Origin of the sequence: Marinococcus luteus (assembly GCF_034497705.1) — a bacterium.
Taxonomy (GTDB): domain Bacteria; phylum Bacillota; class Bacilli; order Bacillales; family Marinococcaceae; genus Marinococcus; species Marinococcus luteus_A.
In genome coordinates, this window is sequence record NZ_JAXRUV010000007.1 from 98,356 (window position 1) to 116,439 (window position 18,084).

Consider the following 18,084-nt stretch of genomic DNA (forward strand, 5'->3'; position numbering starts at 1 on the left):
ATGGCGACTACTAACGAAAGAAAGCAGCAGACTCAGAAAAAGTCATCCAGCACCTCGGGGAGCTCCAGAACGAATCAGCAAAAAGGGAGCTCTCAGAGCAGCAGAGGGCAGTCGAAAAAGATCAATGCTCCTGCTACAGCGAATTCGAAACAAACGACCTCTGAAGAACAAAAACAGTCAAAGCAGCAAAAAATCCGTACAATTGACCAGATCGTAGAAACTGAAGAGATGCAGTCGATTTTAGAACGTTCCGAAAAGTATTTAACCTCCGGGTATCCTGTACACTTCACGGGCGCAGCCGGGGTAGGCAAAACTACACTTTCATTTCAGCTTGCCCGCCGGTTTAACCAGCCTGTTACGCTGTTAAATGGGAATGAAAGCCTCTCGAACACGGACCTTCTCGGTGGAAGAATCGGTTATACGAGTGACAAATTAATCGATAATTACGTCCGGAAGGTGTATAAACGTGAAGATCATATTACGGAGCGCTGGAGCACAGGCCGGCTGCTTGAAGCAGTAAAAAACGGCCACACGCTTATTTACGATGAATTTACGCGCTCGCTGCCGTCTACAAATAATTTATTTCTCTCTGTGCTTGAAGAAGGAATACTGCCGCTTTATGGTACGCAGCGAAACGAAAGCTTTATTAAAGTGCACCCGAATTTTAAAGCAATCTTTACAAGCAATCCGGAAGAATATGCCGGTGTGCATAAATCCCAGGAGGCCCTGCTTGATAGAATGATTACAATTCCGGTGGAGGACCCGAATAAAGAGGCCCAGGTTTCTATCCTGACAGAAAGAGCTTCTATTAGTGAAAAAGAAGCCGAAACCATAATTAAAGCACTGGATTGGGCGAAATCCATGAGCAGGGAAAACGATACGCATGTCCCAAGCTTCCGTCTCGCTGTTATGACCGCGATGTTAAGCTCGGAGCATGATGTTAAAATAGATGTAAAAAACGACGATTTTCAACAATTGTTTTTTGATGTGATGGGTCATTATTTCCTTGAAAATATTCAGGGAGAAGATGTCAGCGAAGCACAAAAAAGAATGAAGGAAGAGTTGAAAAAGGTCTAGGAGGCAAGTAACCGTGGGAATTTATATGTTTGGGGTTATTGAAACTACTGAAAAGCCGACCTTCGGCACCGTGGAACTCGAGGGAAAAGAGCGAAAAATTTATACCCTCCAGCGCGGGCAGGAAGCGATGGTGGTAGCGGAAGCTCCGATGCAGATTTATGATCCAACGAGGAAAAACCTGCGGGCTCATCAAGATACAGTGGCCAGAGTAATGGAAGAATACGATGTCATTCCGATGAGTTTTGGGAACGTCCTTGAGGACCAGAAAGAAGTCTTTGCTTTAATGGAAAAGCTGCAGGACCAATTTGAGGAAATTTTTCCGAAGATCCGTGGCAAAATGGAAGTTGGACTTAAAATCATCGGAAAGAAAGAATGGCTGAATGAACAAATCCGCCAGGAACCGGGAATGGAAGACCTGCGCAAAAAAACGGATACGAAAGGCAAAAACGCCAGCTATTACGAGCGTATGCAGCTAGGGGAATCGGCGCAAAAATTCATGATCAGGCTGCACGAGCGCTTTGAGGAAGAGGTTTTCCAGCCGCTCGCAGAGATTGCCAACGCAGCTAAAAGTAACGAAGTAATCAATGAGCGGATGCTGTTGAATGCCGCTTTTTTAATAGATAAGGAAAACGAAGAAGCTTTTGATGCAAAAGTTAACGAGATTTTTAATGAATGGAATGAACACGCTGATTTTAAGTATACGGGCCCGTGGCCGGCATACAATTTTATTGACCTGAAAATAAAAGCAGGGAACAGCGTATGATTCATAAATTATTTACCTGGCCGCTTGATACTGTCGTCTGGGCTGGTAAAAAAGTAAAGGAAGAGGCGGATAAAGAATATTTTGATGTCCGCCAGATTCAAAAGAAACTGGCCAATCTGCAGATCATGTACGAAATGGAAGAAATTTCTGAGGAGGCCTTCACAGAGCAGGAGGAAGAGCTGCTGCAACGGTATCGCAGAGCGAAGCAGATTGAACAGGAAGAATTACGGGAAGAGTTAGAGGAAAAGGATTAAAGGAGTGAACCGGCAGTGCAGACAAACTCGGGCGCACCGGCTCTTTTGTATTTGTATGCCTTGATTCCCACCAGCGAATATGAGGAAGATCCTATGGAGTCGATGGAAGGTATGGAGCCGGACAATAATATCAGCTTTATTGAACATGGCAGTATCACTGCAGTAGTTACTCATGTTCCGGAAGAAGAATTTTCCCAGGAACAACTGCAGAAGAATGTAGAAAAAATGGAATGGCTGCAGGCTAAAGCCTTTCACCATCATGAAACGATGAACCAGCTGCATGATCGCTATACCACGATCCCGCTAAAATTCGGCACGATTTTCGAACAGGAAGCAAATCTTGCGGAAATGATTGAAAAGCACCAGGAGAGCGTAACGGCTCAGCTTTCTTATTTGAAAGGCAAAGAAGAATGGAACGTCAAAACTTACGCTGATCAGCAATTGTTCACTGAAGCCGTCGTGCAGAACAGCAAGGAAATTCAGGCGAAAGAAGCAGAGCTTGAAGCGATGCCGGCTGGCCGGCGCTTTTTTGAGAAAAAGAAAATGGATCAGTTCATTGAAGCGCAGGCAGACGAGCAGATTGAGAAGCACTGCCGATCGTTTCATGATGAGTTAACTGCCTGGAGCGAAGGTACAGAAATAAAAAAGAATTGGGAAAAGCGTGTCACAGACCGGGAAAAAGAAATGGCCTGGAACGCCGTATACTTGATTCACTCGAAAGACCGGGAGGCGTTTATTCAATTAATTGAACAGCGCCAGGCAAAAGAAGAAGCAGAAGAGACCGGAATGGATTTAGAGTGTACAGGCCCGTGGCCGGCATTTCATTTCTCAGGCCTGACAGACAGGAGGGAGCAAAATGCCCCAGGACACTCTTAAAAACCGTGAAGTTTCCCTGCTCGATGTCTTGGACTCCGTGCTTGATAAAGGGGTCGTACTCCAGGGCGATGTAACGATATCGATTGCAGGGATAGATCTTATTTATTTGGATTTGCGCGTACTGATCGCTTCTGTCGAAACCCTGCGACAGTCGGAATTGAAGACGCAGAAAGAATTTGTTTCTAATTCTTCAGAACCTTCCCAAGTCGAATAAAGGAGGCCGAACACAGATGGAAAATAATAATCCGCAAGTAACACAAGCCCAGCAGCCAACCGGACGCATATCACTCGATCCCGACAAAGCAGAAGAAGGGCTAACACAGCTGGTGATGACGGTGGTGGAACTGCTGCGTGAGCTGGTGGAACGCCAGGCGATGCGTAGAGTTGAAGGCGGCGATTTAACAGAGGAACAAGTCGAGCAGCTTGGTGTAGCGCTCATGCAGCTGGAAGACAAGATGGAAGAAATGAAGGAAATCTTTGGCCTGACGACAGAAGATTTGAATATTGATCTTGGACCTTTAGGGAACTTACTCTAAGAGCTTTAAAATAGGTTTGAAAGAAGGGAATATGTTATGGCTGAAAAACCTGTACAACAACACTCAGCACCCGATCACATGGAGAGACCGTCCGGTGGTCTTGTTGACATTCTGGAAACAGTACTGGATAAAGGTGTCGTTATTGCCGGGGATATTAAAGTCAACATTGCAGACGTAGAGCTGCTGACTATTAAAATCCGTCTGGTCGTTGCCTCGGTAGATAAAGCAAAAGAAATGGGCATCGACTGGTGGGAAACAGACCCACATTATTCCTCTAATGCGAAAAGACTTGAAGAGGAAAATCAGCGACTGCTTGAACGGGTGGAACAGCTGGAAGATAAGCAGCAGACCGAAAGCGAAGAGCAGCAGGAGACAGCACAAAATAAAAATAAAGCCGAAAAGTGAGGTGAACGACCGTGATTTTCCGTGACCTGTCTAAAGATATCGGGCAACTGGTACGGGATCTGCAGAATCAGGATAAGTCGCAGGTTCAGCGTACAGAAGAGCGCACGTTTGGAAAAGGCGAAAACGCACCGAAGCTTCGGATGGAATATAACATGAAAGCAAGAACACTCCCGTCGAAGGAAGAAATGGAAGAATACCGAAAAGAAATCAAGCAGCGGGACAGGGATCGTCTGGAATAACAGGACCTGTCCTGCATGAGAGCTTTTCCGGGGTTGCCTGGTTTTCTCCGGAGAAGCGGTACATAGCTGTATTAATTAATAAAGGAGCTGGGCACATGGCAAAAGATAAAAAGCGGCGGAGCTTTTTAAAGAAGAAAAACATTGACGAATCAACGTTGAAGGGCCGATTAAAACGCCTGAATCCGCGGGCGAAAAAATATGCGAAAGACCCAAAAGAAACGGAAAAACTAATGAGACAGGCTAGAGAAAAAGCGGATGAAAACCAGAGTCCGCTGAAAAATGTATGGCAGGAGCTGCAGCTGATGCTTGAAATGCTTCGTGCCTGGTGGAAAAAAGAGTACCAGCATGCGCCCTACAAATCGATTGTAGCCATCATTGCAGGACTGATCTATTTCGTTTCTCCCATCGACTTGATTCCGGACTTTCTCCCGGGCGGCCTGATTGATGACGCAGCGGTCATTTCGTTTGTGTTCAAGCAGGTCCAAAAAGACCTCGATGACTTTAAAGAGTGGAAGCTGCAGCGTGACAATACGATTGATGCAGATGAATAGTATCAGAACACCAACATTTAAGGATGTTGGTGTCAGACTGTCGACAATGGCTCTCATTTTAGAGCGTGTCGGCAGTTTTTTTGTGCTATGATAAAAAGAAATAGCCTGGAAAGGGGTTATGGCGCATGATGAGGCGGGATACGGAAGAAGCTCGTTACCGGGAAGCCACCATTCAGTTGGATCAGTTAGTGCCTGCGGACCACCTGGTCCGCCAGATCGAGGCCGCGCTGGATTTTTCCTTTATTTACGACGAAGTTGCGTCCCTCTATGCCCCCATCGGCCGGCCGAGTATTGACCCGGTCCGGCTGGTGAAAATGGTGCTGCTCCAGTATTTGTTCGGCATTCGCTCCATGCGTCAGACCGTTCGGGAGATCGAAACGAATGTGGCCTACCGATGGTTCCTCGGGTTGGACCTCCTGGAGCCCGTGCCGCATTTCTCCACCTTCGGCAAGAACTACACCCGCCGGTTTCGGGACAGCGGGTTGTTCGAAGCGATATTTGAACGGGTGCTGGGAGAAGCCGTGGCCGCCGGCTTTGTGGATCCGTCCGTCTTTTACATCGATGCTACCCACGTGAAAGCGAACGCCAACAAGAAAAAATTTGATCGGGTTCAGTTGGCAGCCGAAGCCCGGGCCTACCAGGATCAACTGGACGCCGAAATTCACCGGGACCGCGAGGTCCACGGAAAAAAGCCCCTGCCTCCCGCCCGCCGCGAACCGGGCGGACGGGAGGTCAAACAAAGCACGACGGATCCTGACAGCGGCTATTACGTCAAAGATGAACGGGAGAAAATGTTTGCCTACAGCTGGCATACCGCCTGCGACCGGCACGGGTTTGTCCTCGGAGCGATCGTGACCGGAGCCAATGTTCATGACAGCCGGATCTTTCATGAGCTGTTGGCGCAGGTGATGGCCCGGGCGGGCCGTCCGTACGCCGTCGCGGTGGATGCCGGCTATAAAACCCCGGCCATTGCTCATCTGCTTCGCGAGCAGGCCATTCGCCCGGTTATGCCTTATACCCGTCCCAAGGGCCCGCCGGGACGCTTGCGCAAACAGGACTTTGTGTATGATGCCTACCTGGACGCGTATCTCTGTCCCGAGCATCAGGCCCTGCGCTACCGCACCACGAATCGGGACGGTTATCAGGAGTATGTCTCGGATCCCGTCCTTTGTCAGTCCTGCCCGCTGCTCGAGACCTGTACCCAAAGCCGGGATCACCGGAAGGTGATCCTCCGCCACGTCTGGCAGGACGATCTGGACGAAGCCGAACACCTTCGGCACACCCCGTGGAACCGGAGGACCTATGCGGAACGAAAAGAAACCATCGAACGGATTTTTGCGGATCTCAAACAAAAGCATGGCTTGCGCTGGACGCTCCTCGCCGGAGGGGCACGAAACACCGCGCAGGCGATGCTTGTTTATGCGGTGATGAACCTCAAAAAACTCGCCACCTGGCGGTGGCGACAGACGTGCGCCGGCCGTTGGATGCTTCTTTTTCCCTCAATGGCACAGACAAAGGCCTCCGAAAATGAATTTCGGAGGCCTTTGTCTACAATCTGACACCAACATTTAAGGATGTTGGTGTTTTTTATCTTTCTAATTGCTACAAAAGATATGAAAAAATTAATAAAATTTTGCATTGAAATTTGAAAGCGCTTCCTGTAGACTGTTGTTAATCAGTTAGATCGATCTAATAAGTAGATCGATCTAATAAAAAGGCGATAATGTATGCGCTTACTAATTTGGGGAGGCGTAAATGTGAAGAAAACAGGTTTAGGTTTAACTGTGGCCGCTGGAGCATTTTTAATTTCCGGCTGTTCTCCAGAAGTTTCTGGAAATCAAAGTGATGAGCCGAAAAAAATGAGACTGGCCGTAGCAACTTCAGAAGACAGATCATTAACGCAGGGGTTATACGAGTTCCAAGAAATCGTGGAAGAAGAAACTAATGGCGAAATAGATGTTGAAGTTTACCCGAGTGGAGTGCTTGGGGGCGACCGGCAGGTATTGGAGGGCATGCAGCTTAATACAATTCAGGGGACCACCGTTTCTACTGGACCAGTAGCACAGTTTGCGCCAGTTTTTAATCTTTTCGATCTTCCTTATTTATTCGAGGATCGTGAAACAGCTCATGAAACGCTGGATAGTTCTATCGGGGAGGACCTATTGGAAGAGTTACCGGAGCAGAATCTCGTTGGGCTTAACTATTGGGAAAATGGTTTCAGGCAATTAACAAACAGTCAACGCGAAATCGATTCTTTGGAAGATGTGGAAGGGCTTGATATTCGGACATTGGAAAATGATCTGCATATGCAGCTGTGGGAAGAACTTGGAGCCAATCCTACACCGATGAGTTATACAGAGCTTTACGTAGGACTAGAGCAAGGGACGGTGGATGGCCAGGAAAACCCAGTCGGTAACGTAGTGAATGATAACTTTTATGAAGTACAGCCTTATTTAACAGAAACTGATCATGTTTACAACGCTAGCTTATTCGCACTTAGTAAACCTTTTTGGGATTCATTATCTGATGAAGAAAAAACAATTGTAGAAAATGCAGCGGATGAAGCAAAAGAATATCAAAGAGATTTGAATGAAGAAGAAAGTGAAGAAGGAATTGATTTTCTAAAAGAACAGGGAGTTACAGTGACAGAGCTTTCAGATAGTGAAAAAGAAAACTTTGAAGAAGCAGCCCAGCCGGTATATGACACTTTTACGGAAGAGCACGGAAGTGAAGAATTGGACCGTATTAGAGATCGGGCTGAAGAAGCTGAAAATTAATAGAGCAGGAGGTGAAGCAGGATGAAGATAGTAAAATGGCTTGACCGCCATATCGAAGAAGTTCTACTAATAGTTCTAAGTACAGTAATGCTTGGGATAATTGGTGTCCAAATTTTCATGAGGTTTATCCTGGGCAGTTCGCTTGGCTGGTCAGAGGAACTGGCGAGGTATTGCTTCATATGGCTGGTTTTTGTAGGAGTAAGCTATGGAGTAAAGAAACAGCGTCATATTAAAGTAGATGTTGTATTGCTGTTGTTAAAGGAAAAAGGAAAAGTTGTACTCAACATGGTATCAAACATCATCTTTTTGCTTTTTGCGATAAGTATTGCAATATATGGCTTAGGCATATCCCTTCAAATATTTGGATGGGGACAGCTCTCGCCGTCACTGGGTGCTCCAATGGGAGCGGTATACCTGGCTGCTCCTGTAGGAATGCTGCTTACGGCGATTCGCATTACGCAGCAGCTTATCAAACAAATAAAGTATCTCAAGGGACACAATGTGGACGAAAGAGAAATCATAAGTGACCGTATGACGGATAATTATGGTATAGAAGAGGAAGAGGCGATGCCAGATCAACGATCTGTATCAGGTCAGTATAAAAAGAAAGGAGAGGGAGTATGACAGCTACAGTACTTTTTGGAAGTTTTGCAGTCCTACTGGCGTTAAGCGTACCGATCGGAATAGCATTGGCCATTGCTTCATTGATTGTGCTAATAAGCACGCAGGTGCTGCCTCCAGAATTTCTTGCTCAATCACTAATAACTTCTGTGGATTCCTTTGCCATAATGGCAGTTCCGTTTTTTATCCTGGCGGGAGAGGTTATGAGTAAAGGCGGTGTGTCTGCGCGGCTGTTTCATGTAGCCGAAACGCTTGTTGGTAATAAAACCGGCGGCTTTGCCATGGCCACAATTATCACCTGCATGTTTTTTGCGGCTATTTCCGGTTCGGGCCCCGCCACTGTCGCGGCTATTGGAGGAATCATGATCCCCTCGATGGTACGGATGGGATATGATAAAAAATTTGCTACTGCATTAGTAGCTGCAGCTGGTTCTTTAGGGGTAATCATCCCTCCAAGTATCCCAATGGTAATGTACGGTGTTACTGGCGGAGCTTCGGTAGGAGACTTGTTCATAGGGGGTATTATCCCAGGTATTGTAGTAGCAGCCGGTTTAATGGTCTATGCCTTTTACTATTCCAAAAAACAAGGGTATGTGGGAAATGGTGTTCCCTTTGACATAAAAGAGTTTGGCAGATCAGTTTGGGAGGCCAAGTGGGCTCTTTTAATTCCGATCATTATACTCGGAGGAATATACGGTGGTATTTTCACTCCCACAGAAGCTGCAGCGGTAGCTGCCATTTATGGTATTATTGCAGGAATGTTCTTATACAAAGAATTGAAAATCAAAGACATGCCTAAAGTAATGGCTGATGCAGCCCTGACTACAGCTACAGTGTTGATCATTGTAGGAGCAGCTACTGCTTTTGGCCAATTGATGACTATCGCACAAATACCAGGTCAGATCGCTGACTTCTTACTGGGTATATCTAATAACACTATAGTTATTATTTTACTTATCACACTGATTTTATTAATCATTGGCTGTTTCATGGATACTCTTGCCGCCATCATTATACTAACCCCGCTATTGCTTCCTATCGCGACAGAAATTGGGTACGATCCGGTGCATTTCGGGATTATTATGGTCGTCAATCTGGCGATTGGCTTTATTACACCACCTTTAGGAGTGAATTTATTTGTAGGCTCAGGAATATCAGGTCTTTCAATGCAGTCATTATCCAAAGCGGTCTTACCGTTTTTCGTAGCCATGCTGGCAACGTTGATGATTATTATCTTTATTCCACAGCTGACCACCGTATTCCTCGGAGAGTAAAGGAGCAAAATAATGAGAGAAGTTATTGTAAACATTGACAGCAAACAGACTATCAGTGAATTAAGCAATTTGCTGCAGCCGTTTAAAGCGGAGGTTTATTTAAGAAAGGCCTCAGAAGGCAACGTGCAGGAAATTAATTTGAAAAGCTTTTTAGGACTTGTGTCAACTCGTTTAGAAAACGGGGAAAGAGTTTATCTTTTAGCAGAAGGTGAAGATAAAGAAAAAGCCCTGGACGCCGTAGAAGAGTATTTATCGTGAAAGGAAGGCAGGTTTTCCTGCCTTCTTTAATAATGAAGCAGGTGCTGAATTGACAGGTATTCAGCACCTGCTTCATTATAATAGTTAGATTGTTAATGATGGATGTAGAAGGGTGAAGGTATTGAATAAAAAACGAGTCACATTAAAGCAGGTAGCAGAGCACGCGGGGGTATCGCGGGCTACGGCTTCGTTGATTGTCCGGAACAGTCCGAGTATATCCAAACCAACGAGAGAAAAGGTTCTTCAATCCATGGAAGAATTAGGATATGTTTACGACCGGGTAGCAGCAAATTTAAGAGAGCAGCGATCAACTACTGTAGGCTTAATCATTACTGATATTTCAAACCCGTTTTATTCAGAGCTTTTAGTAGGAGTGCATGAAACGCTTGAAAAAGAAGGTTATACAATTCTGCTTGGAACAACATTTGATTCTGAAGAAAAACAGCGGAAGCTTCTTTCTACGATGATGGAGAATCGTGTAGGAGGGGTTATATTATGTCCGGTTTCAGATACGTCCATGACTGACATCGATTCTCTGAATAAATGGCAGCTTCCGTTAGTTTTAGCGGTTCGGGAAATTGATGGCTTAGAAAGTGATTACGTAGGAGTAGATTATGAGCGTGGGGCTTACCTGGCTACAAAGCATTTGCTCGAGGAAGGTCATAGAAACATTGCTTTTGTAGGGGGAGGGGCAGAGTCCCTGGCCTGGAAGGATAGAGAAAATGGATACATGAAAGCCTATAAAGAATGGGGTAAAGAACTTGATACCTCTCTAATCGAAGCAGGAACAACAGATCGACACGGCGGTGTGAAAGCAATTAAAAGCATATTCAATAAAGGTAAGCAGCCTACTGCGGTTTTTTGCTTTAACGACACAGTAGCTTTTGGCGTGCTTGAAGAACTTAGAAACCAGGGGAAAATTCCAGGGGAAGACGTGGCAGTAGTAGGTTTTGATGACGTCCCGGAGGCGGAGGCTCTTTCCTATCCTGCTTTAACTACAGTTTCCTCCTACCCAAAAGAAATAGGAGCCCGGGCTGCTGCCTTATTGAAAGAGCAGCTTGAAAACGATGAAAGAGACAGAAAAAGGATCATTCTTGAACCAGAGTTAATCGTGAGAAAATCAACATTTCCACTCACAAAATAAAAACGGCTTCTCATGGAGAAGTCGTTTAATCGTACATATCCCAGGCCATTTTTAATGAATCTGTTAAATAATCAGCTACATCTTCCGCCGGTAGCTGGTCGATGGTGATTTTAGAATTATGATCGGCATAAGTACCCTGCCGCTTATAAAATAATTCTTCTATTTCTTCGATGCTCTTTCCCTGCAGGACCGGTCGGTTGCCCATTATGAGGTGCAGCCTTTCTTTCCAAGAGTCCCAGGACATATCTAAATAAAAAACAGTGCAGTTGTTCAGGCAGAGGTTGCGAATTTCTTCCTGCATAAAAGCACCACCACCTAAAGAAATCACCTTTAAGCTTTGCGTGGAATACTTGCGGACCAACTCTTTTTCCTTCTCCCGAAAAGCGGGTTCTCCGATTAATTTAAATACTTCAGGAACAGGCATGCCATATTCCTTTTCTATCTCTTCGTCGATATCAACAAAGCTTCTGTAAAGCTTCTTAGCTACTAATCTTCCGACAGTAGTTTTCCCCACTCCCATAAAGCCGATAAACACTATGCTTTTTTCTCGTAAAGATCGCTCTGTCATAATATCTGCACTCTTTCGTATTGAATTCGTTTTAAAATGTACCGCGATTATAATACATGTTTGCTGTCACTTACAACTATATCATATAAACAACTGTAAGCAGTAAGCAATGACGACAGTAAAAAGAATATAGCCCGAAGCAAACGGCAGGTTCCAAAGGCCTAATCGGTAAGGGTTAACATTTAAATAATTTCCTACTAGTGACACCGAAATGTTAAAGGGACTGTACATAACCGGACTTAAACTGGTTACTATTAATACTAAAGCTAAAGGGACAGGGCTTAAATCCGGCAGAGATGGAGCGATAATTTCTGAGAGGAGAATTACCGAAACTAGCGGGTGAAAGCCTACAAAACTTGAAACGATGAAATAAAGGCCTATCGCCAAATAGAAATAAAATACCTGGTCATGCAGAGCGGTAAAGGCGTGCTGCAACGTATCAAAAACAGGGGTTTCTGCAAGCATCTGAACAAATAAACCGGCACTTAAAAACATAAAAAAGAAATTGGACATGCCTCTGGTGCGGTTCTGCCATTGTTTTACGGCAAAAATGGTATATCTTCGCAGCCTTCGAATAATTATTGACCAAAAAAAAGATATAGGAGCAATGAATAAAACTAAAGTAAACAAGTAATCATAACCAGTCCACCCGCTTGTAATACTTACACAGGAAACCAACAGAGCCAGTAAAAGTATTAAACTAAAAATCTTTCGCCGAATGAGAGAAGCGGAGGATGAACTTTCCTGGCTCTGAGGAAAAGTAACAGAAGGAAATTTAAGAGATGAAGCAGCAATATCAAATACGATTACGACCATTACAATGGAAGCAATGGCTGGAAATACATGAATATATTCCTGGCCAGTTATGTTTAAAGCTGTAATCACCATAATTTCCAGCGGGCTCCATGCAAGGCACAAGGCGTAAGCTCGCAGTAAGTTTTGGGTATAGAACTTGCTTTTTACACGTTTCGAGGTATTTTTAAAAGTGCCATCAAGTGTACGCATCAAAACAGAAAAAGTAGCTATGTTTAAAAATAATCCAAGCACATGGCACACAAAGAAACTCCGCTTATATAACTGCTTTATGTTTTTAACGCTCTGCTCAATAAATTTTCGGAGATTTCTATCGTATTTGCCCACCTGTATTAAGGAATTCAGGAAAGGGAGCATGTAAAAAAATGCGAGAATACTCATCATCGTCGTAAATGAGGAAAAATAAGCATTTAAGGAGAGGTCATTTAATATAAACAACAGTGTTCCAATAGTGTAGAAAATGAGTCCGGAATAAAAAAATAAACCTCGGGCATAGAAAAACGAAAGCAAAATAACAATATTGGCAAGAACGCCTAAAATAATAACTTCGCCCGATATATCAACAAATTGAAAGGCAATGTAAAGAATCACTAATAGTGTATAAGTGACAAGGCGCATGAGTAGATCCCCTTTTAAGCTTAAAAAATGGTTGATGTTTTAATATATCTATCGTATCATAATGATAACGTTTACAAATTATAATTTTAGATCGATCTATACTAACAGCGAAAGCTGTTTTTAAATAAATGTTTATTAGATCGATCTAATAAAACGAGGTGAAAGAAATGCAGGAACTATTAGCTCAGCCTTTTGTTGAGAACCGTTGGTTGAAGGACGAAACTACAAAAGAACCGATTTATAACCCTTACAATGGAAAAAGTATTGGAAGCCAATATACCGCAAGTCTCGAAGATGTTGAAAAAGCTCTACAGGCAGCTTATAAAGACAAAAAAGCAATTGGATCTATTCCTTCTGGTAAGCGGGCGAAAATTTTAAAAGCAGCCGCACTACTGCTTGAAGATGAGAAGGAAACGTTCGCCAAACTAATTGCTGAAGAACTGGGCAAGCCTCTTAAAAATACTAGAGATGAAGTTTCTCGTTCGATTGAGACGCTGGAACTGTCAGGAGAAGAAGCGAAACGGATGCACGGGGAAACTATACCAGGGGATGCATCAGAACGTGGAACGACGGCCATGGCATCTACGTACCGTGTGCCGGTAGGGGTCATCGCCGCTATTACGCCATTTAACGCTCCGCTCAACCTCGTTTGCCATAAAATTGGCCCAGCGTTCGCCGGGGGAAACGTCACTATTTTAAAGCCCGCTCCCCAGACAGCGTTGATTGCTACAGCGTTGTTAGATTTGATGCTCCGGGCAGGACTCCCGGAAAACGCGGTTCATATGCTTTTAGGCGGTGTCGAAATTGGGCAGAAAATTGTGCAGGATGATCGGGTAAATGTTATTTCCTTCACAGGAGGGACTAAAGCGAGTAAAAATATTTGCGATACAGCGGGAATGAAAAAGGTTCTGCTTGAACTTGGAGGCAATGCGGCTACGATTGTCCATCATGACGCTGATATCCAGGAAGCTGCAAAAATGAGTGCTAAAACCGGTAATAGTAACTCTGGTCAAAGCTGTATTTCAGTCCAGCGGATTTATGTGCACCGTTCGGCGATGAATGAATTTTCAGAATCGTTGAAAACGAATGTTGAACAGCTTCAATTAGGAGATCCGTTAGACGCTGCTACTGACATAGGCTCCTTAGTAGATGAAAATGCTGCAAACCGGGTGAAATCCTGGATAGATGAAGCTGTAGATGGAGGGGCAGAACTTTTAACGGGGGGAGTGCAGTACGGAGCTACGATTACTCCAACTGTGCTGGTGAATCCTAAGCATGAAGATAAAGTGGTATGTGAAGAAGTTTTCGGACCGCTTATAAGCGTTATTCCTTATGATGATATCGATGAAGCAATTACATGGGCCAACGACTCTGAGTTTGGTCTTCAAACAGGGGTGTTTACTAAAAATATCGATCTTGCTTATAAGGTTGCCCATCAAATTGAAGCTGGAGGCGTAATTATCAATGGGACCTCGAATTTCCGACTGGATCACTGGCCATACGGTGGCGTGAAAAACAGCGGCATTGGAAGGGAAGGTCCAAGGTTTGCCATAGAAGAAATGACTGAAATGAAGATGGTGGTCCTGCGTCTGCCCGCCAATGAATAAAGAAGATATGGAGTGGAGGTGCAAGTATGAATGGTTTAACATTGGAAAGTCCTTCCCGGTTAAAAATAGTAGAAAAGGATCAAGAGATTTTACATGAAAATGATGTGCGCCTGAAAATTATTTACGGAGGCATCTGTGGTTCGGATCTTAGTGTGTATAACGGTAAACTGCCGCACGCTGATTATCCGGTTCGCCCAGGCCATGAAATTTTAGGAATTATTAAAGAGACAGGCACGAAAAGTCCCTACTCCGCAGGAGAACGTGTAATCGTGCAGCCTAATACGTATTGCGGCGAATGTGAATATTGTCTGCAGGGGAAAACCAATATATGCCCATATAAAAAATCTCTTGGGATCAATGCGGACGGTGGATTTGCGGAGGAAGTAGTCATTGACAGTAAATATGTAATGTCTGTAGACCACGGCATTACTGATAAACGGGCTATACTGATTGAACCTCTAGCAGTAATTGTTCATGCTTTAAAAAAAGTGACAATAAACGAAAAGAAAAAGGTAGCTGTCATAGGCTGTGGAACAGAAGGAATGCTCGCACTTGCTTTAGCCGATTATCTGGGAGGAAATGTAAGCGCTGTTGATATTAATGAAGACAAGCTTCGCAAAGTGAAGAATAATTATGAAGCGGTTAAAGTAAACTATCCCGAAGAGGTTAAAAATAATTATTTCGATATTGTTATCGAAGCGGCAGGGGCAAAATCGTCGTTTGAACAAAGTATAGATATTGTTAAGCCTGGGGGTGAAATCGTTTGCGTAGGCATGACTCCTGAAGCGCAACTGTCCGTTACAACACTTGTGCGCAAAGAAATAACCCTGTACGGTTCCATTATTTATAATGTGCCTGGGGATTTTACGCAAACGATGGAATATCTCAAAGTCTCAGCCTTGAACGTAGAACCGGTGATTTCCAAAATATTTCCTTTTCATGATTATCAGCAGGCTTATGACGAAGCTCTTTCAGGAAAACAAGGGAAAATAATTCTTCAATTCGGGGAGGAAAAATAAAATGAAAAAATTAGTTTCTAATCTGTTAGCTAATTATCTGGAAACCCGCGGAGTTGAACACGTATTTGGCTTATGCGGACATACAAATATCGCAGTACTGGCTGAACTCGAGAAAACATCGGTGAAATTCGTGAATGTTCGTCATGAACAAATTGCTGCTCATATGGCAGACGGCTATGCCCGTGCGAAGAACGAGACTTCTGTTTTATTAAGCCATGTAGGGCCAGGACTTACCAACGCCTCTACCGGAGTAGCAAATGCTGCTCTGGATTCGATTCCAATGGTTGTTATTGCAGGAGATGTACCTTCTCATTATTATGGAAAGCATCCGCACCAGGAAATGAATATGCATGCCGATGCTTCTCAATATGAAGTTTACCGTCCATTTGTTAAAAGAGCCTGGAGAGTGGATCGTGAGGACTTGTTCCCGGAAATTCTAGAGAAAGCTTTTCAGTTGGCAGAAAGCGGCAATCCCGGTCCGGTTTTAGTATCTGTACCGATGGATATGTTTTCTAAAGAAATTGACGAGTCTTTATTTGAACAGCAAAAGCGCCATACGAAAAAACTTCAGAAGCCTTCTTTGGATGAAAATACAGCAAGAGAAATTGTGCAGAAACTAACCCAGGCAGAACAGCCGTTGCTCCACGTTGGCGGCGGCATCATGCTCGCCGATGCCTCAGATGAACTTCGGGAGTTTGCTAATCATTTAGGCCTGCCAGTTTCCCATTCTTTGATGGGTAAAGGCGCTATGTCAGACGATGACGATTTAACACTTGGCATGACCGGCTTCTGGGGAACACAATTTATTAATGATAAAACCAGAAATGCAGATTGGATCATGGCTCTTGGCACGAGGTTTGCTGAAGCTGACAGCAGTTCCTGGGAAAAAGAGTACACGTTCCAGTTTCCTCCAACAAAGTTGATACACATCGACATTGATTCTTCAGAAATTGGGCGCAACTATCCGGTGGAAATTGGTGCAGTAGCTGATCTCAAACAAGCATTGCAGACATTAATTAAAGCAGCGAAGGAAGAGCTGCCGGAAGGTAAAGAAAACACCGAATTGAAAAAAGAGATTAAAGAGTATAAACGTTCATTTAACGAAGCTAATCAAAAACTCGTAGAGGATGATAGTTTTCCAATGGTCCCTCAGCGGATTTTAGCTGAAGTGAGAAACGTGGTACCTAAAGATGGTTTTATTACCACAGATGTAGGATGGAACAAGAACGGTATGGGTCAGCAGTTCCCAATCTACAAAGCCGGGTCGGTATTAACCCCAGGAGGTTATGCCACGATGGGCTTCGGTGCGCCAGCTGCGTTAGGAGCGAAGGTGGCAGCTCCGGACAAAAAAGTTATCTCTCTCGTAGGAGACGGAGGTTTTGGTCAAAACCCTGCACTTATGGCTACAGCAGTGGAAGAGAATATTCCGGTGGTATGGGTAGTAATGAACAATTCTTCATACGGAACGATAGCAGGATTGGAAAAGGCACATTTTGGCACTACCTATGGAACCGTTTTCGAGCGTGACGGGGAAAGTTACACTCCTGATTATGCAGCAATAGCCCGGGGATACGGGGTAGAAGGAATTAAAATTGAAAAAGCGGAAGAGTTCAAACCGGCTCTGGAGGAAGCGTTGGCCAGTGAAAAGCCTGTAGTCATTGATGTTGCTATGATTAATGAACCAGTACCGACAGATGGACACTGGAATATAATGGATATTTATTCGCCCGGAAAAAAAGTTCACCATGAGGGTGTTTGAACTATAAATTAGATCGATCTAATTTAATGTAGGAGGCATAAAATGGAGCCGAAGTTCTCTTTAGCACATTTAACAGCTTTAGAATATAGCCCACCGGAGCTGACATATTTAGCTGCAAAGGCCGGTTTTGATTATGTTAGCATGCGTCCTATTTATATGGGGCTGCCCGATGAGAAAAACTACGATTTAGCCAACAATCGGGAAATGTACAAAAAGACTAAAAAAGCTTTACAGGAAACAGGCCTCGAACTTTTGGATATCGAATTGGCGAAAGTGGATAAAGGCATTGATTATAAAAATTATGAACCCGCCTTTGAAGTCGCAGCTGAACTTGGCGGTAAGCATGTATTAAGTAGTATATGGGTGGATGACGAAGACTTTGCTCTAGAGCAGTTTTCAAAGATATGTGATCTCGCAAATCAGTACAATTTAACTGTGGATTTGGAATATGTTCCGATAGCCAGCATAACGAACCTTTCAGAAACGGTAGAGATATTAAAAAAAGCTGATAAAAAAAATACGGGTCTGATGATTGATGCCCATCATTTTTATAGAGCAGGAGATAAAGCGGAAGAATTAAGCGAGTTGCCAGGAGAGTGGTTTCATTACATGCATTTATGTGATGCTCCGGGAGTCGAGCCTTCTTCTCAAGAGGAAATGACAAGGATTCTCCGGGAAGAAAGACCGTATGTTGGTGAAGGTGCCGCAGATATTTCCGGGCTGCTCCGGAATACGCCAAATGTACCGTATTCTCTGGAAATTCCTCATATCCGACGGGCAAAAGAATTGGGGTATGAAAAACACGCAAAAAAATGCTTGCAAACTGCTAAACAATACGTCAAAAATACTGTTTTTAGCGGCGAAAGCTAATATGCAGGGAATGGTAAAGAGTGATTCCCGAATTAATAATTCAGCCGGAGTGCAG

At 44.1% G+C, this 18,084-nt stretch carries 21 protein-coding genes; 19 read left to right on the top strand and 2 right to left on the bottom strand.

The features are described 5' to 3' along the window. The 15 genes from gvpN to Q9M42_RS11875 all read left to right on the top strand — a co-directional run bounded on the left by gvpN (window position 1) and on the right by Q9M42_RS11875 (window position 10,775). Window positions 1–1,077, top strand: coding sequence for a gas vesicle protein GvpN (gene gvpN / locus Q9M42_RS11805; protein WP_322526666.1), 1,077 nt, complete (start codon window positions 1–3; stop codon window positions 1,075–1,077). Window positions 1,078–1,090: 13 nt separating this feature from the next. Next, complete coding sequence (locus Q9M42_RS11810) at window positions 1,091–1,840, top strand: GvpL/GvpF family gas vesicle protein (RefSeq protein WP_322526667.1); 750 nt, start codon at window positions 1,091–1,093, stop codon at window positions 1,838–1,840. Next, the gene (locus Q9M42_RS11815; RefSeq protein ID WP_022794401.1) at window positions 1,837–2,094 is read left to right on the top strand and encodes a gas vesicle protein GvpG; all 258 of its coding nucleotides are present in this window, start codon (window positions 1,837–1,839) and stop codon (window positions 2,092–2,094) included. Before Q9M42_RS11810 ends, Q9M42_RS11815 begins: the two co-directional genes overlap by 4 nt. 15 nt (window positions 2,095–2,109) lie before the next feature. Further along, window positions 2,110–2,970 (top strand): GvpL/GvpF family gas vesicle protein, encoded by an 861-nt coding sequence (locus Q9M42_RS11820; RefSeq protein WP_322526668.1) that lies wholly within the window; start codon window positions 2,110–2,112, stop codon window positions 2,968–2,970. Next, window positions 2,951–3,184, top strand: a complete 234-nt coding sequence (locus Q9M42_RS11825; protein ID WP_322526670.1) for a gas vesicle protein — start codon at window positions 2,951–2,953, stop codon at window positions 3,182–3,184. Before Q9M42_RS11820 ends, Q9M42_RS11825 begins: the two co-directional genes overlap by 20 nt. A gap of 16 nt (window positions 3,185–3,200) precedes the next feature. Further along, the gene (locus Q9M42_RS11830; protein WP_091613999.1) at window positions 3,201–3,506 is read left to right on the top strand and encodes a gas vesicle protein K; all 306 of its coding nucleotides are present in this window, start codon (window positions 3,201–3,203) and stop codon (window positions 3,504–3,506) included. A gap of 78 nt (window positions 3,507–3,584) precedes the next feature. Continuing rightward, window positions 3,585–3,911: a gas vesicle protein gene (locus tag Q9M42_RS11835; protein ID WP_322526745.1), complete on the top strand. Its 327-nt coding sequence runs from the start codon at window positions 3,585–3,587 to the stop codon at window positions 3,909–3,911. 11 nt (window positions 3,912–3,922) lie between these two features. Beyond that, window positions 3,923–4,150, top strand: a complete 228-nt coding sequence (locus Q9M42_RS11840) for a hypothetical protein (RefSeq protein WP_091613997.1) — start codon at window positions 3,923–3,925, stop codon at window positions 4,148–4,150. Between the two features lie 95 nt (window positions 4,151–4,245). Then, a complete protein-coding gene (locus tag Q9M42_RS11845; RefSeq protein WP_322526671.1) occupies window positions 4,246–4,701 on the top strand; it encodes a YkvA family protein in 456 nt (151 codons plus the stop codon). A 125-nt stretch (window positions 4,702–4,826) separates the two neighbouring features. Further along, window positions 4,827–6,260 carry an IS1182 family transposase gene (locus Q9M42_RS11850; protein WP_322526672.1) on the top strand — a complete coding sequence of 478 codons (1,434 nt, stop codon included), beginning with the start codon at window positions 4,827–4,829 and terminating at the stop codon, window positions 6,258–6,260. Window positions 6,261–6,458: 198 nt separating this feature from the next. Further along, window positions 6,459–7,478: a DctP family TRAP transporter solute-binding subunit gene (locus Q9M42_RS11855; RefSeq protein ID WP_322526673.1), complete on the top strand. Its 1,020-nt coding sequence runs from the start codon at window positions 6,459–6,461 to the stop codon at window positions 7,476–7,478. Between the two features lie 21 nt (window positions 7,479–7,499). Beyond that, window positions 7,500–8,102 (top strand): TRAP transporter small permease, encoded by a 603-nt coding sequence (locus tag Q9M42_RS11860; protein WP_322526674.1) that lies wholly within the window; start codon window positions 7,500–7,502, stop codon window positions 8,100–8,102. Beyond that, window positions 8,099–9,373: a TRAP transporter large permease gene (locus Q9M42_RS11865; protein WP_322526675.1), complete on the top strand. Its 1,275-nt coding sequence runs from the start codon at window positions 8,099–8,101 to the stop codon at window positions 9,371–9,373. The genes Q9M42_RS11860 and Q9M42_RS11865 overlap by 4 nt, the downstream gene beginning before the upstream one ends. Before the next feature lie 12 nt (window positions 9,374–9,385). Next, on the top strand, window positions 9,386–9,631 hold the full coding sequence (locus tag Q9M42_RS11870) for an HPr family phosphocarrier protein (protein ID WP_322526676.1): 246 nt from the start codon (window positions 9,386–9,388) through the stop codon (window positions 9,629–9,631). A gap of 112 nt (window positions 9,632–9,743) precedes the next feature. Then, window positions 9,744–10,775, top strand: a complete 1,032-nt coding sequence (locus Q9M42_RS11875; RefSeq protein ID WP_322526677.1) for a LacI family DNA-binding transcriptional regulator — start codon at window positions 9,744–9,746, stop codon at window positions 10,773–10,775. Between the two features lie 25 nt (window positions 10,776–10,800). On the opposite strand, the gene Q9M42_RS11880 is transcribed toward Q9M42_RS11875, so the two are convergent. Continuing rightward, window positions 10,801–11,343: a shikimate kinase gene (locus Q9M42_RS11880; protein ID WP_322526678.1), complete on the bottom strand. Its 543-nt coding sequence runs from the start codon at window positions 11,341–11,343 to the stop codon at window positions 10,801–10,803. An 81-nt stretch (window positions 11,344–11,424) separates the two neighbouring features. Next, a complete protein-coding gene (locus tag Q9M42_RS11885) occupies window positions 11,425–12,774 on the bottom strand; it encodes a hypothetical protein (RefSeq protein ID WP_322526679.1) in 1,350 nt (449 codons plus the stop codon). A gap of 167 nt (window positions 12,775–12,941) precedes the next feature. Between Q9M42_RS11885 and Q9M42_RS11890 the strand changes: the two genes are divergently transcribed. From Q9M42_RS11890 to Q9M42_RS11905, 4 genes are read left to right on the top strand one after another with little or no spacing between them, the layout of a single operon-like run. After that, the gene (locus Q9M42_RS11890; protein WP_322526680.1) at window positions 12,942–14,381 is read left to right on the top strand and encodes an aldehyde dehydrogenase family protein; all 1,440 of its coding nucleotides are present in this window, start codon (window positions 12,942–12,944) and stop codon (window positions 14,379–14,381) included. A gap of 26 nt (window positions 14,382–14,407) precedes the next feature. Then, window positions 14,408–15,400 (top strand): zinc-dependent alcohol dehydrogenase, encoded by a 993-nt coding sequence (locus tag Q9M42_RS11895; RefSeq protein WP_322526681.1) that lies wholly within the window; start codon window positions 14,408–14,410, stop codon window positions 15,398–15,400. Between the two features lies 1 nt (window position 15,401). Next, entirely contained in the window at window positions 15,402–17,159 is a 1,758-nt protein-coding gene (locus Q9M42_RS11900; protein ID WP_322526682.1) for a thiamine pyrophosphate-binding protein, read from the top strand. A gap of 42 nt (window positions 17,160–17,201) precedes the next feature. Beyond that, the gene (locus Q9M42_RS11905) at window positions 17,202–18,029 is read left to right on the top strand and encodes a sugar phosphate isomerase/epimerase family protein (protein ID WP_322526683.1); all 828 of its coding nucleotides are present in this window, start codon (window positions 17,202–17,204) and stop codon (window positions 18,027–18,029) included. Window positions 18,030–18,084: the final 55 nt, after the last annotated feature.